Source organism: Pseudomonas sp. NFIX28 (genome assembly GCF_900107395.1).
Lineage (GTDB): Bacteria > Pseudomonadota > Gammaproteobacteria > Pseudomonadales > Pseudomonadaceae > Aquipseudomonas.
This window is the reverse complement of record NZ_FNPW01000011.1, coordinates 148483-162638: the sequence shown is the minus strand read 5'-3', so window position 1 is coordinate 162638 and position 14156 is coordinate 148483. Positions and strand designations below refer to the sequence as shown.

13 protein-coding genes are annotated in these 14156 nt (G+C 66.0%); all 13 read left to right on the top strand.

Going from position 1 to position 14156, the window contains the following annotated elements:
• Positions 1–2: 2 nt before the first annotated feature.
• Complete coding sequence (gene paaH, locus BLV20_RS20945) at positions 3–1520, top strand: 3-hydroxyacyl-CoA dehydrogenase PaaH (RefSeq protein ID WP_092304383.1); 1518 nt, start codon at positions 3–5, stop codon at positions 1518–1520.
• Entirely contained in the window at positions 1513–1962 is a 450-nt protein-coding gene (gene paaI / locus BLV20_RS20940; RefSeq protein WP_092304382.1) for a hydroxyphenylacetyl-CoA thioesterase PaaI, read from the top strand. The genes paaH and paaI overlap by 8 nt, the downstream gene beginning before the upstream one ends.
• Complete coding sequence (gene pcaF / locus BLV20_RS20935; RefSeq protein ID WP_092304381.1) at positions 1955–3160, top strand: 3-oxoadipyl-CoA thiolase; 1206 nt, start codon at positions 1955–1957, stop codon at positions 3158–3160. Before paaI ends, pcaF begins: the two co-directional genes overlap by 8 nt.
• Positions 3161–3264: 104 nt before the next feature.
• A complete protein-coding gene (gene paaK / locus BLV20_RS20930; protein ID WP_092304380.1) occupies positions 3265–4587 on the top strand; it encodes a phenylacetate--CoA ligase PaaK in 1323 nt (440 codons plus the stop codon).
• 179 nt (positions 4588–4766) lie between these two features.
• Complete coding sequence (paaA, locus tag BLV20_RS20925; RefSeq protein ID WP_092304379.1) at positions 4767–5756, top strand: 1,2-phenylacetyl-CoA epoxidase subunit PaaA; 990 nt, start codon at positions 4767–4769, stop codon at positions 5754–5756.
• 129 nt (positions 5757–5885) lie between these two features.
• Positions 5886–6167, top strand: a complete 282-nt coding sequence (gene paaB / locus BLV20_RS20920) for a 1,2-phenylacetyl-CoA epoxidase subunit PaaB (protein ID WP_007926505.1) — start codon at positions 5886–5888, stop codon at positions 6165–6167.
• 8 nt (positions 6168–6175) lie between these two features.
• Positions 6176–6937, top strand: a complete 762-nt coding sequence (gene paaC / locus BLV20_RS20915; protein ID WP_092304378.1) for a 1,2-phenylacetyl-CoA epoxidase subunit PaaC — start codon at positions 6176–6178, stop codon at positions 6935–6937.
• Complete coding sequence (gene paaD / locus BLV20_RS20910) at positions 6924–7457, top strand: 1,2-phenylacetyl-CoA epoxidase subunit PaaD (protein ID WP_092304377.1); 534 nt, start codon at positions 6924–6926, stop codon at positions 7455–7457. The genes paaC and paaD overlap by 14 nt, the downstream gene beginning before the upstream one ends.
• Before the next feature lie 24 nt (positions 7458–7481).
• Positions 7482–8558 (top strand): 1,2-phenylacetyl-CoA epoxidase subunit PaaE, encoded by a 1077-nt coding sequence (gene paaE / locus BLV20_RS20905; RefSeq protein ID WP_092304376.1) that lies wholly within the window; start codon positions 7482–7484, stop codon positions 8556–8558.
• Between the two features lie 177 nt (positions 8559–8735).
• Positions 8736–9044, top strand: a complete 309-nt coding sequence (locus tag BLV20_RS20900) for a DUF485 domain-containing protein (protein ID WP_009048869.1) — start codon at positions 8736–8738, stop codon at positions 9042–9044.
• Positions 9041–10687: a cation acetate symporter gene (locus BLV20_RS20895; RefSeq protein ID WP_092304375.1), complete on the top strand. Its 1647-nt coding sequence runs from the start codon at positions 9041–9043 to the stop codon at positions 10685–10687. The genes BLV20_RS20900 and BLV20_RS20895 overlap by 4 nt, the downstream gene beginning before the upstream one ends.
• A 33-nt stretch (positions 10688–10720) precedes the next feature.
• Positions 10721–11974 (top strand): OprD family porin, encoded by a 1254-nt coding sequence (locus BLV20_RS20890; protein ID WP_092304374.1) that lies wholly within the window; start codon positions 10721–10723, stop codon positions 11972–11974.
• 58 nt (positions 11975–12032) lie between these two features.
• Complete coding sequence (paaZ, locus tag BLV20_RS20885) at positions 12033–14087, top strand: phenylacetic acid degradation bifunctional protein PaaZ (protein ID WP_092304373.1); 2055 nt, start codon at positions 12033–12035, stop codon at positions 14085–14087.
• Positions 14088–14156: the final 69 nt, after the last annotated feature.

The following is a 14156-nucleotide window of genomic DNA, read 5'->3' as shown; positions in this document are numbered from 1 at the left end:
ACATGAGCGCACTGACACCCCAGGCCCGTGTCGCGGTGATCGGCGCCGGCGCGATGGGCGCCGGCATTGCCCAGGTCGCGGCCCAGGCCGGTCACCCGGTATGGCTGCTGGACAACCGCCCGGGCGCCTCGGCGCAGGCCATAGCCGGCATCGACCGGCAACTCGCCAAACGCGTGGCCAACGGCAAGCTCGATCCCCAGGCGCACAGCGCGACCATGGCCCGGTTGCAGGCGGCCGAATCCATCGAGCAACTGGCCGACAGCGAGCTGATCATCGAGGCCATCGCCGAGAACCTCGAGGCCAAGCGCGAGCTGTTTCGCCAGTTGGAAAGTCTGTGCCGCGACAGCTGCATCCTCGCCAGCAATACTTCTTCGCTGTCGATCACCCGCATCGCCGCCGGCCTGAAACGCCCCGAACGCCTGCTGGGCCTGCACTTCTTCAACCCGGCACCGGTGATGCCGCTGGTCGAGGTCGTCTCAGGGCTGGCCAGCGACCGGCAACTGGCGCAGTGCCTGTACGACACCGCGACAAACTGGCGCAAGAAGCCGGTGCACGCCCGCTCCACCCCGGGCTTTATCGTCAATCGCGTGGCCCGGCCGTTCTACGCCGAAAGCCTGCGCCTGTTGCAGGAAGGCGCCGGCGACTGCGCCACCCTCGATGCCCTGCTGCGCGAGGCCGGTGGTTTTGCCATGGGCGCCTTCGAGCTGACAGACCTGATCGGGCACGACGTCAACTACGCAGTGACCTGTTCGGTATTCGAGGCCTATTACGGCGACATGCGCTTTCAGCCGTCGCTGATTCAGCAGGAGCTGGTGGATGCCGGGCATTTCGGCCGCAAGACTGGCCAGGGCTTCTATTCCTATGCCGAGGGCGCCGAACGCCCGGCCCCTGCCGAACTGCACAGTGATCAGCCCATCGAGCACTGCGTGGTCGAGGGCGACCTGGGGGCTGCCCAAAGTTTGCTGCAACGCCTGCGCGAGTCAGGTTTGCGACTAATCGAGCGTGACGGCCCTGGCCTGTTGCGGATCGGCGACGCGGTACTGGCCATCAGCGACGGACGCCTGGCCAGCCAGCGCGCCCGCGACCAAGGCTTGAGCAACCTGATCCTGCTGGACCTGGCCCATGACTATGCCAGCGCCGGTCGCCTGGCCATCAGTTGCTGCGCCGGCACCAGCCCATTGGCCCGCGACCAGGCCGTGGCGTTGTTGCAACGCGCCGGGTTCAAGGTCAGCCAGCTCAACGACAGCCCGGGGCTGCTGGTCCTGCGCACGGTGGCGATGCTCGCCAACGAGGCCGCCGATGCCCTGCTGCAAGGCGTGGCCTCGGCGGCGGACATCGACCTGGCGATGCATGCCGGGGTCAATTACCCCGAAGGCCCCCTGGCCTGGGCCGACCGCCTGGGCCTGCCATGGGTGCTCGAGGTCCTGCAAAACCTGCAGGCCGCCTACGGCGAGGAGCGTTATCGACCGTCGCTGCTGTTACGCCGCCGGGTTGCCGAAGGGAGGACGCTGCATGCTTGATCACCCTGCCATGAACCTGGCCAGCGCGTGCGCCCAGAGCCTGTTCAAACGCGACAACGCCAGTCAGGCGCTGGGCATGCGCCTGCTGTCAGTGGCGCCCGGCGCCGCCCGGCTGGGCATGAGCGTGCGCGAAGACATGCTGCAGGGCCACGGCACCTGCCACGGCGGCTTCCTGTTCGCCCTGGCGGACTCGGCCTTCGCCCTGGCCTGCAACACCTACGACGAAGCCACGGTGGCCATCGGCTGCAGCATCGACTACATCGCCCCGGCCCGCCTGGGCGACACCCTGACCGCCGATTGCATCGAGCAAAGCCGTAGCGGCCGCACCGGCAACTACGACGTGCGGATCGAAAACCAGCATGGCGTGCTGATCGCCCTGTTCCACGGCAAATCCTACAAAGTGCGCGGCCCGGTGCTGGCGCAGGAGGCCCCCAATGAATGACGCCCTGATCATCGATGCAGTCCGCACCCCGATCGGCCGTTACGGCGGCGCCCTGAGCAGCGTGCGCGCCGACGACCTGGGGGCAATCCCCTTGCGCGCCCTGATGCAGCGTCACCCCGGTGTCGACTGGAGCCGGGTCGACGAAGTGGTCTACGGCTGCGCCAACCAGGCCGGCGAAGACAACCGCAACGTGGCGCGCATGTCGGCGTTGCTGGCCGGGTTGCCGGTGGAGGTCCCCGGCACCACCCTCAACCGCTTGTGCGGCTCCGGCCTGGACGCCATCGGCACCGCCGCCCGCGCCCTGCGTTGTGGCGAGGCAGGGCTGGTGCTGGCCGGCGGCGTCGAATCGATGTCCCGCGCGCCGCTGGTGATGGGCAAGGCGCAGACCGCGTTTTCGCGCCAGGCCGAACTGTTCGACACCACCATTGGCTGGCGCTTCGTCAACCCGCTGATGGAGCAAGGTTTCGGCATCGACTCGATGCCGGAAACCGCGGAGAACGTCGCCGCGCAGTTCGGCATTTCCCGCGCCGACCAGGACGCCTTTGCCCTGCGCAGCCAGCAACGGGCCGCAGCGGCGCAAGCCAGCGGACGCCTGGCCAGGGAAATAGTCCCGGTGCCCATCCCCCAACGCAAAGGCCCGCCGACTCTGGTCGAACACGACGAACACCCTAGGGGCGACACCACCCTCGAACAATTGCGGAAGCTCGGTACGCCGTTCCGCCAGGGCGGCAGCGTCACCGCGGGCAACGCCTCGGGGGTCAACGACGGTGCCTGCGCCCTGTTATTGGCCGATGCCGCGACCGCGCAACGCTACGACCTCAAGGCTCGTGGTCGGGTGGTCGCCATGGCCACCGCCGGGGTCGAGCCACGGATCATGGGCATCGGCCCGGTGCCGGCCACGCGCAAGGTGCTGGAACTGGCCCGGCTGAGCCTGGCGGACATGGACGTGATCGAGCTCAACGAGGCGTTCGCCGCCCAGGGCCTGGCGGTGTTGCGCGAGCTGGGCCTGGCGGACGACGACGGGCGGGTCAACCCCAACGGCGGCGCAATTGCCCTGGGCCATCCCCTGGGCATGAGCGGCGCGCGCCTGGTGACCACCGCGCTGCACGAACTGGAGCAGCGCCAGGGCCGCTACGCCTTGTGCACCATGTGCATCGGCGTGGGCCAGGGCATCGCCCTGATCATCGAGCGACTTTAAGACCAGATGCACCCGCGCCCGGAGCCCCCACGGGTATCCTGGGCGCAGGCACTCAAGACTCGCCCGCCGGCGGGTCGCAACACAACAATAATTCGAGTGAAGCCATGAACATGCCAATTGCCAAAGCCGTGCTTGATCCCCTGCTGGACCCGCTGGAAACCGCCAGCGTCGACCAGTTGCGCCAGCATCAGCTGGAACGCCTGCGCTGGAGCCTGAACCACGCCTACCGGAACGTGCCGCTGTACCGTCAGCGCTTCGACGCGCTGGGCGTGCACCCGGACGATGTACGTAGCCTGGAGGACCTGGCGAAGTTCCCGTTCACCAGCAAGTCCGACCTGCGCGACAACTACCCCTACGGCATGTTCGCCGTGCCGATCCAGGATGTGGTGCGCCTGCACGCCTCCAGCGGCACCACCGGCAAGCCGACGGTGGTCGGCTACACCCAGAACGACATCGACACCTGGGCCAGGGTGGTCGCGCGCTCGATTCGCGCCGCCGGCGGCCGGCGTGGCGACAAGGTCCATGTGTCCTACGGCTACGGCCTGTTCACCGGCGGCCTGGGAGCCCACTACGGCGCCGAGCGCCTGGGCTGCACGGTGATTCCGATGTCCGGCGGCCAGACCGAAAAGCAGGTGCAACTGATCAAGGACTTCCAGCCGGACATCATCATGGTCACGCCCTCCTACATGCTCAATATCGCCGACGAGATCGAGCGCCAGGGCATCGATCCGCAAAAGCTCGCCTTGCGCCTGGGGATCTTCGGCGCCGAACCCTGGACCGCCGAACTGCGCAGCGCCATCGAGCAGCGCCTGGACATCACCGCCCTGGACATCTACGGGCTCTCGGAAATCATGGGCCCGGGCGTGGCCATGGAATGCGCCGAGACCAAGGACGGGCCGACTATCTGGGAGGACCACTTCTACCCCGAGATCATCGACCCGGTGACCGGCCAGGTGTTGCCGGACGGCCAGATGGGCGAGCTGGTGTTCACTTCGCTGAGCAAGGAAGCCCTGCCGATGATCCGCTACCGCACCCGCGACCTGACTCGCCTGCTACCCGGTACGGCGCGACCCATGCGGCGTATCGACAAGATCACCGGGCGCAGCGACGACATGCTGATCATTCGCGGGGTCAACGTGTTCCCCACGCAGATCGAGGAGCAGGTGCTCAAGATCCGGCAACTCTGCGAATGCTACGAGATCCACCTGTACCGCAACGGCAACCTCGACAGCGTCGAGGTGCATGTGGAGCTCAAGAACGAGCATCGACAGCTGGGCGACGAGCAGCAGAAAGCCATCTGCGACGAATTGAGCCGGCACATCAAGACCTACATCGGCATCAGCTCGCGTATCGTTTTGCGCCCGGCCTTTTCCCTCAAGCGCTCCGAGGGCAAAGCCAGCCACGTGGTGGACAACCGGCAGAAATAAGGCACTCCAAGCTTAAAGCCCCGCTTCGGCGGGGCTTTTTTTTTGCCCGAGGGGAAACCTTCAACGGGCAAAGCGATACAAAAACACATACGACACGATATTTTGTGTTTGATATTTATTTTTGTATCACATATAAAGTTCTCCATGCCCAGGCAATCCTTCACGGCAGGAGACGCACCATGTACGCACAGCTGGTAGAGACCGGAGTCAAAAGCATCAAGCCCCGTTCGGAGATGTCCGAACAGGAACGTGCCTTCCAGGAAAAAATCGATTCGGAAATCAAGATCGAAGCCAAGAACTGGATGCCGGATGCCTATCGGCAAACCCTGATCCGGCAGATCTCCCAGCACGCCCATTCGGAAATCGTCGGCATGCTGCCCGAAGGCAACTGGGTGACCCGCGCCCCGACCCTCAAGCGCAAGCTGCAACTGATGGCCAAGATCCAGGACGAAGCCGGCCACGGCCTGTACCTGTACAGCGCGATGGAAACCCTGGGCGCCGACCGCGACGAGGAAATCGCCAAGCTGCACAGCGGCCGCGCCAAGTACTCGAGCATCTTCAACTACCCGACGCTGAACTGGGCCGACATGGGCGCGGTGGGCTGGCTGGTGGACGGCGCGGCGATCGTCAACCAGGTGGTGCTGCAGCGCACCTCCTACGGCCCCTACTCCCGGGCCATGGTGCGCATCTGCAAGGAAGAGAGCTTCCACCAGCGCCAGGGCTACGAAATCCTCCTGACCATGATGCGCGAGGGCAACCAGGCACAGAAGGACATGGTCCAGGACGCCATCAACCGCCTGTGGTGGCCGGCGCTGATGATGTTCGGCCCCAGCGACGAACACTCGCCCAACAGCGCGCAGTCCATGGCCTGGAAGATCAAGCGCCAGAGCAACGACGAGCTGCGCCAGCGCTTCATCGACCAGACCATCCCGCAGTTGGAACTGCTCGGCTGCACCTGCCCGGACCCTGACCTTACGTGGAACGCCGAGCGCGGCCACTACGACTTCGGCGAGATCCAGTGGGACGAATTCTACGAAGTGCTCAAGGGCAACGGCCCGTGCAACCAGGAACGCGTCGCCACCCGGCGCAAGGCCATCGAGGACGGCGCCTGGGTCCGCGAAGCCGCGGTCGCCCACGCCCGCAAGAAAACCAATAAAAACGCCGCCTGACCCGTAGCCGCTGCCGATGGCTGCGAAGGCCCGAAGGACCTTCGAGGGCCTCAAGAGCGCGTCCCCTTCGGGATCGATCGCAGCCTGCGGCGGCTACATGAATTCAGCCCCTGATGTGGAGTCACCCTTATGTCTGAATGGACCCTCTTCGAAGTCTTCGTGCGCAGCAAGCATGGGCTCAACCACAAGCACGTCGGCAGCGTGCATGCCGCCGACAGCGCCATGGCCATCGAGAACGCCCGCGAGCTCTACACCCGCCGCAGCGAAGGCGTGAGCCTGTGGGTAGTGCCCTCGGCGCTGATCGTCGCCTCGTCCCCGGATGAAAAGGACCCGCTGTTCGACCCGGCGGACGACAAGGTCTATCGCCACGCCAGCTTCTACGAGCTGCCGGCCGAAGTCGGGCACATGTGAGGTCGACCATGAACACGCGAAGCGAATTGATCCAATACCTGCTGCGCCTGGGCGACAGCGCCCTGGTCCAGGGCCAGCGCCTGTGCCAGTGGTGCGGCCGCGCGCCGGCCCTGGAAGAAGAACTGGCGCTGATGAACGTCGGCCTCGACCTGGTGGGCCAGGCCCGCAACTGGCTGGACTACGCCGCCGAACTGCTGGACGACGGCCGCGACGCCGACCACCTGGCGTTCCGCCGCGACGAGCGGGCCTATCGCAACCTGCTGCTGGTGGAGCAGCCCAACGGCGATTTCGCCGTGACCATGCTCAAGCAGTTTCTCTACGACGCCTGGCACCTGGAAGTGCTCAAGGGCCTGGCCCAGTCCAGCGACGAACGCATCGCCGGGATCGCCGCCAAGGCGGTGAAGGAAGTCACCTATCACCTGCGCCGCTCCAGCGAATGGGTCGAGCGCCTGGGCGACGGCACCGAGCACAGCCACCAACGCATGCTGGAGGCGATTCCCCTGCTCTGGCGCTTCACCGTCGAGCTGATCAGCGGCGACGACAGCGAAAACCACCTGCACGGCGCCGGCATCATCGCCGACCCCGCGCAGGTCGCCAGCGCCTGGCAGGCCACGGTGACGCGGATCTTCGCCAGCGCCACCCTGCCCCTGCCGCCGGCCCCCAGCCATTTCTACCTGGACGCCCGCCGCGGCCTGCACAGCGAACACCTGGGCATTCTGCTGGCGGAGATGCAGGCGCTGCCACGAGCGTACCCCGATGCGACCTGGTGAGCTGATTTCCAGCGACCGCGGCGCTCGTGCCCTGCAACCGGGCGACCTGGAGGCGGCCTGGAACATCCTCGGCGCGGTCATGGACCCGGAGGTGCCGGTGGTCAGCGTGGTGGACCTGGGCATCGTCCGCGACCTCGACTGGCACGACGGCCACCTGCAGGTGGTGGTCACCCCGACCTATTCCGGCTGCCCGGCCACCGAGGTGATCGAGGGCGATATCCGCGCCGCCCTGGAGCTCGCCGGGTTTTCCGCGCCCCGTCTGCAACGCCGGCTGAGCCCGGCCTGGAGCACCGACTGGATCACCGCCAGCGGCCGCGAACGGCTGCGGGCCTACGGCATCGCCCCGCCCGTGGGCAGTGGCAGCAAGCGCAGCCTGCTGGGCGAAAGCGCCGCCATCTGCTGCCCGCAATGTGGCAGTGCCCACACCGAACAGCTCAGCGAGTTCGGCTCGACCGCCTGCAAGGCGCTGTATCGCTGCCGGGACTGCCTGGAGCCGTTCGACTATTTCAAGTGCATCTGACGCCGTGTCAGTGGGAGAACAACAATGAGCAAATTCCACAGCCTGACCATCAAGGATGTGCGCAGCGAAACCCGCGACGCGGTGTCCATCGCCTTCGAGATTCCGCAGCACCTGCAGGACAGCTTTCATTTCACCCAGGGCCAGCACCTGGTGATGCGCACCCAGCTGGATGGCGAGGAGGTGCGCCGTTCCTATTCGATCTGCACCGGGGTCAACGACGGCGAGCTGCGCATTGCCGTGAAGCGCGTGGCCGGCGGGCGTTTTTCGGCGTTCGCCAATGATCGGCTCAAGCCCGGGCACTGCCTGGACGTGATGCCGCCCGCCGGACACTTCCATGTCGAACTCGACCCCGCGCGCCATGGCCAGTACCTGGCGGTGGCGGCCGGCAGCGGCATCACGCCGATCCTGTCGATCATCAAGAGCACCCTGGAAACCGAGCCCCACAGCCGCGTCACCCTGCTGTACGGCAACCGTTCCAGTTCCGCCGCCCTGTTTCGTGAACAGCTGGAAGACCTGAAGAACCGCTACCTGCAACGCCTGAATCTGATCTTCGTGTTCAGCCGCGAACAGCAGGACGTCGACCTCTATAACGGCCGGATCGACGCCGACAAATGTGCCCGGCTGTTTTCCCGCTGGCTCGACGTCAAGGCCCTGGACGCGGCCTTCATCTGCGGCCCGCAGGAGATGACCGAAACCGTGCGCGACAGCCTGAAAGCCCGCGGCATGGCCGCCGAGCGCATTCACTTCGAGCTGTTCGCCGCCGCTGGCAGCCAGCACAGGCGCGAGGCCCGCGAGGCAGCCCGGCAGCGCGACGCGGCGGTCAGCCAGATCACCGTGATCAGCGACGGTCGCGCCCTGGCCTTCGACCTGCCGCGCAACAGCCAGAGCATCCTCGACGCCGGCAATGCCCAGGGCGCCGAGCTGCCCTATTCGTGCCGCGCCGGGGTGTGCTCCACCTGCAAGTGCAAGGTGATCGAAGGCGAAGTGGAGATGGACAGCAACCACGCCCTCGAGGACTACGAAGTGGCAGCCGGGTACGTACTGTCGTGCCAGTCGTTCCCGGTCAGCGACAAGGTGGTGCTGGACTTCGACCAGCTCTGACCTGTGGCCACTGCCGCAGGCTGCGATCGACTTGGGCAGCACTCCGACGAAGCGGGCGCACGGTCTTGAGATCGCTGAAGGCCTTCGGCCTTATCGCAGCCTGCGGCAGCGGCTACAGAAGCAAAAAAATTCACCGCGTTTCAACCAAAACAAAAACAACATCAAGAGAGCGCTCCCATGACCCCGCAAGACATCGAACAGATCCGCCAGCACCCCGACTTCGTCCAGCTGGTGCGGCGCAAACAGAACCTCTACTGGTCCCTGACCCTGGCCATGCTGGTGATCTACTACGGCTTCGTGCTGCTGGTGGCGTTTTCCCCCAGCACCCTGGGGCGCTCGCTGAGTGGCGGGGTGACCACGGTCGGCATGCTGGTGGGCGTGGCGATCGTGCTGCTGGCCTTCGCCCTCACCGGTTTTTACGTCTATCGCGCCAATAACGTGATCGACCCGCTGAACGAAAAGCTCAAGCAGGAGTGCGCCCAATGAAGCCCTTGCTTGTGTTGTTCGCCCTGCCGTGCGTGTTCGCCACCGACCTGGCGCTGGCCGCCGAAGGCAGCGCGCGCCCCTTGAACTGGAATGCCATCGGCATGTTCCTGGTGTTTGTCCTGTTCACCCTCGGCGTCACCCGCTGGGCCGCCCTGCGCACCCGCTCGGCCAGCGACTTCTATACCGCCGGCGGCGGCATGAGCGGCTTGCAGAATGGCCTGGCGATCGCCGGCGACATGATCTCCGCGGCGTCCTTCCTGGGCATCTCGGCGATGATGTTCCTCAATGGCTACGACGGTTTGCTGTATGCCCTGGGCGTGCTCGCCGGCTGGCCGATCATCCTGTTCCTGATCGCCGAACGCCTGCGCAACCTGGGCAAGTACACCTTCGCCGACGTGGTGTCCTACCGCCTGGAACAGCCCCCGGTGCGCCTGACCTCGGCCTTCGGCACCCTGACCGTGGCCCTGATGTACCTGGTGGCGCAGATGGTCGGCGCCGGCAAGCTGATCGAGTTGCTGTTCGGTATCAGCTACCTCTACGCGGTGATGCTGGTCGGCGTGCTGATGGTGTTCTACGTGACCTTCGGCGGCATGCTCGCCACCACCTGGGTGCAGATCATCAAGGCGGTGATGCTGCTGTTCGGCACCAGCTTCATGGCGTTCATGGTGCTCCGGCATTTCGGTTTCAGCACCGAGGCGATGTTCGCCGGGGCCAGTGCCGTGCACGCCAAGGGCAGCGCGATCATGGCCCCCGGTGGGCTGCTGTCGAACCCCATCGATGCCATTTCCCTGGGCCTGGGCATGATGTTCGGCACCGCCGGCCTGCCGCATATCCTGATGCGTTTCTTTACCGTCAGCGACGCCAAGGAAGCGCGCAAGAGCGTGTTCTACGCCACCGGTTTCATCGGCTACTTCTACCTGCTGCTGATCGTGGTCGGCTTCGGCGCGATCGTCATGGTCGGCACCGACCCGGCGTTCCGCGACGCCAGCGGCGCGATCATCGGCGGCGGCAACATGATCGCCGTGCACCTGGCCCAGGCGGTGGGCGGCAACCTGTTCCTCGGCTTCATCTCGGCGGTGGCCTTCGCCACCATTCTCGCGGTGGTCGCCGGCCTGGCGCTGTCCGGTGCCTCGGCGGTGTCCCACGACCTGTATGCCTGCGTGCTGCGCAAGGGCCAGGCCAGCGAGCAGCAGGAAATGCGCGTGTCGCGCATCGCCACCCTATGCATCGGCGTGCTGGCGATCATCCTCGGCCTGCTGTTCGAGTCGCAGAACATCGCCTTCCTGTCCGGGCTGGTGCTGGCCATCGCCGCCTCGGTGAATTTCCCGGTGCTGTTCCTTTCGATGTTCTGGAAAGGCCTGACCACCCGCGGCGCCGTGACCGGCAGCCTGGCCGGGCTGGTGTCGGCGATCGTGCTGCTGGTGTTGAGCCCGGCGGTCTGGGTCAACGTGCTGCATCACGAACGGGCGCTGTTCCCCTACTCCAACCCGGCGCTGTTCTCCATGAGCCTGGCGTTCTTCAGCGCCTGGCTGTTCTCGGTGACCGACACCTCGGCGCGGGCCGAACTGGAGCGTGGTCGCTACCTCGCGCAGTTCATCCGCTCGATGACCGGCATCGGCGCATCCGGCGCCAGCAAACACTGAACCCGTTCCGATCGATGACAGGGAATAACAACAATGAACCCCGTTTCCATCACCTCACCGAAACACCTGCTGCCGGCCATGGCCTCGCTGGGCCTGGGCCTGTTCACCTGCAGCGTACAAGCCGACTTCATCAGCGACAGCAAGGCGCGGATCGAAATGCGCAACCACTACATCAACCGTGACTTTCGCCAGGCCAACGCCGCGCAGTCCAAGGCCGAGGAATGGGCCCAGGGCTTCACCGCGCGGATCGAGTCCGGCTACACCGAGGGCACCCTGGGTCTCGGCCTGGATGCCCTTGGCGAGCTCGGGCTCAAGCTCGACTCCAGCCCGGATCGCCGCGGCACTGGCCTGCTGCCGTTCGGCCCCAACAGCCACACACCTGCGGACGAGTTCAGCGAGCTGGGCCTGACCGGCAAGCTGCGCCTGTCGAAAAGCGTTTTAAAGATCGGCACCTTGCAACCGCTGCTACCCGTGGCCACTTACAACGACACCCGCCTGCTCGGCTCGACCTTTCAGGGCGGCTTGCTGACCAGCCAGGAAATCAGCGGCCTGACGATAAATGCCGGGCGTCTGACCGAAGCCAACCTGCGGGATTCCTCGAGCAACGACGACATCGGTTACGGCGTCGCCCGCAGCGATCATTTCGACTTCGCCGGCGCCAGCTACGCCTTCAGCCCGCAACTGAGCCTGAGCTATTACTACGGCAAGCTCGAACAGATCTATCGCCAGCACTACCTCGGCCTGCTGCATACCCAGCCCCTGGGCGGCGGCTTCAGCCTGCGCAGCGACCTGCGCTACTTCGACAGCCGTGGCGATGGCGCCGAGCGCGCCGGGCGGGTCGACAACCGCAACTTCAACAGTATGTTCAGCCTGATCAAGGGCCCGCACAAAATCAGCGCCACCTGGCAACAGCTGTCCGGCGACAGCGCCTTCCCGTTCCTCAACGGTGGCGATCCCTACGTGGTCAACCTGGTGACCTACAACACCTACACCCGCGCCGAGGAAGACTCCTGGCAGCTGCGCTACGACTACGACTTCGCGGCCATGGGCCTGCCCGGCCTGACCTTCATGACCCGCTACACCGATGGCCGCCACGTCAAGGCGGGCACTGTCGACAACGGCCGTGAAACCGAGCGCGACACCGACATCACCTACGTGATCCAGAGCGGACCGCTGAAAGACCTGAGCATCCGCTGGCGCAACGTGACCTTTCGCTCGGGCAACGGCCTGACCACCGACCTCGACGAGAACCGCCTGATCCTCGGCTACACCCTGGCTCTTTGGTAAACCCCGCCGGCGCGGTCGCTGGCCGCGCCGGCCTCATTCATCATCCGGAGGAATCGTGATGCCTCACGCCCCTACCCTGCAAAGCTTCATCGCCGGCCGCTGGATCGGCCAACACGGCGCCCAGGTGCTGCGCAGCGCCATCGACGGCCACGAACTGGCCCGCACCCACGAAGAGCGCCTGGATTTCGCCGAGGCGCTCGACCATGGCCGGCGCCAGGGCATCGCCTCCCTCATGGCCCTGGACTTCCAGCAGCGCGCCCAGCGGCTCAAGGCGCTGGCGCTGTACCTGAGCGAACGCAAGGAACAGCTGTACGCTATCTCCCACCACAGCGGCGCCACCCGCGCCGACAGCTGGATCGACATCGAGGGCGGCAACAGCACGCTGTTCACCTATGCCAGCCTGGGTTCGCGGGAATTGCCCTCGGGCAATATCGTCCACGAAGGCCCGGCGCTGCAGCTGAGCAAGCTCGGCAGCTTCGCCGGCACCCATATCCTGGTGCCCCGCGGCGGCCTGGCGGTGCATATCAACGCATTCAACTTCCCGATCTGGGGCATGCTGGAAAAGTTCGCCCCAAGCTTCCTCGCCGGCATGCCGTGCATCGTCAAGCCAGCCACCGCCACCAGCTACCTGACCGAAGCCGTGGTACGCCTGATGGATGAATCGGGGCTGTTGCCCGCCGGCAGCCTGCAACTGGTGATCGGCAGTACCGGCGACCTGCTGGACCGCCTGCAGGGCCAGGACGTACTGACCTTCACCGGCTCGGCCGATACCGCGGCCAAGCTGCGCGCCAATCCGCAGCTGATTCGCAACTCGGTGCCGTTCAATGCCGAGGCCGACTCGCTGAACTGCGCGATCCTCGCCCCGGACGTAAGCCCGGATGACGAAGAGTTCGAGCTGTTCATCAAGGAAGTGGCCCGGGAAATGACCACCAAGGCCGGGCAGAAATGCACCGCCATTCGCCGCGCCATTGTGCCGGCCAGGCACATCGACGCGGTCGCCAGCCGCCTGCGCGACAGGCTGGCCAAGGTGGTGGTCGGCGATCCGTCGGTGGAAGGCGTGCGCATGGGCGCGCTGGCCTCCCACGACCAGCAGCGGGACGTGGCCGAACGCCTGGAGACTTTGCTGCAGAGCAGCGACCTGTTGTTCGGCGCCCGGGACGGCTTCGAGCCGCGCGGGACAAACACCAGCCAGGGCGCGTTCTTCGCCCCGACCCTGTTGCAGGCTCGCGACCCGCATGCCGAAGGCGGCGCTCACGATATCGAGGCCTTCGGCCCGGTCAGCACGCTGATGGCCTATGACGACCTCGACGAAGCCCTGGCCCTGGCCGCGCGGGGCAAAGGCAGCCTGGTGGCCAGCCTGGTGACCCGCGATCCACGGATCGCCGCCAAGGCCATCCCGGTTGCGGCGGCCTGGCATGGTCGCTTGCTGGTGCTGGACCGCGAATCCGCCGCCGAATCCACCGGCCATGGCTCGCCGCTGCCACAGCTCAAGCACGGCGGCCCGGGGCGTGCCGGCGGCGGCGAGGAACTCGGCGGCCTGCGGGCGGTGAAGCACTACCTGCAACGGGCGGCGGTGCAAGGCTCGCCGAGCATGCTGGCGGCGGTCACCGGCGAATACGTGCGTGGCGCCAAGGTCATCGAGACCGAGGTGCATCCGTTCCGCCGGTTCTTCCAGGACCTGCAGATCGGCGAGTCGCTGCTGACCCATAGACGCACGGTGACCGAGGCCGACCTGGTGAACTTCGGCTGCCTGTCCGGCGACCACTTCTATATGCACTTCGACGAGATCGCGGCCAAGGAGTCGCAATTCGGCAAGCGCATCGCCCACGGTTACTTCGTGCTGTCGGCGGCGGCCGGGCTGTTCGTGTCCCCGGCGCAAGGGCCGGTACTGGCCAACTACGGCCTGGATACCCTGCGTTTCATCAACCCGGTGGGCATTGGCGACACCATCCAGGCGCGCCTGACCTGCAAGCGCAAGATCGACCAGGGCAAGAAGAGCCCGCAGGGCATCCCCCAGGGCGTGGTGGCCTGGGACGTGGAGGTCAGCAACCAGCTGGGCGAGCTGGTGGCCAGCTACGACATCCTGACCCTGGTGGTCAAACGCGAAGACTGACCGACGCGGCCCGCAGGAGCTGGTTTATCGGCTCCTGAACGGGCCTCGGCGGCATTTGTGGCAAAAGAT

Bases quoted from the DNA above. Each gene is read 5' to 3' on its own strand.
- paaH (WP_092304383.1), top strand. From the start codon at position 3: ATGAGCGCACTGACACCCCAGGCCCGTGTCGCGGTGATCGGCGCCGGC.
- paaI (WP_092304382.1), top strand. From the start codon at position 1,513: ATGCTTGATCACCCTGCCATGAACCTGGCCAGCGCGTGCGCCCAGAGC.
- pcaF (WP_092304381.1), top strand. From the start codon at position 1,955: ATGAATGACGCCCTGATCATCGATGCAGTCCGCACCCCGATCGGCCGT.
- paaK (WP_092304380.1), top strand. From the start codon at position 3,265: ATGAACATGCCAATTGCCAAAGCCGTGCTTGATCCCCTGCTGGACCCG.
- paaA (WP_092304379.1), top strand. From the start codon at position 4,767: ATGTACGCACAGCTGGTAGAGACCGGAGTCAAAAGCATCAAGCCCCGT.
- paaB (WP_007926505.1), top strand. From the start codon at position 5,886: ATGTCTGAATGGACCCTCTTCGAAGTCTTCGTGCGCAGCAAGCATGGG.
- paaC (WP_092304378.1), top strand. From the start codon at position 6,176: ATGAACACGCGAAGCGAATTGATCCAATACCTGCTGCGCCTGGGCGAC.
- paaD (WP_092304377.1), top strand. From the start codon at position 6,924: ATGCGACCTGGTGAGCTGATTTCCAGCGACCGCGGCGCTCGTGCCCTG.
- paaE (WP_092304376.1), top strand. From the start codon at position 7,482: ATGAGCAAATTCCACAGCCTGACCATCAAGGATGTGCGCAGCGAAACC.
- BLV20_RS20900 (WP_009048869.1), top strand. From the start codon at position 8,736: ATGACCCCGCAAGACATCGAACAGATCCGCCAGCACCCCGACTTCGTC.
- BLV20_RS20895 (WP_092304375.1), top strand. From the start codon at position 9,041: ATGAAGCCCTTGCTTGTGTTGTTCGCCCTGCCGTGCGTGTTCGCCACC.
- BLV20_RS20890 (WP_092304374.1), top strand. From the start codon at position 10,721: ATGAACCCCGTTTCCATCACCTCACCGAAACACCTGCTGCCGGCCATG.
- paaZ (WP_092304373.1), top strand. From the start codon at position 12,033: ATGCCTCACGCCCCTACCCTGCAAAGCTTCATCGCCGGCCGCTGGATC.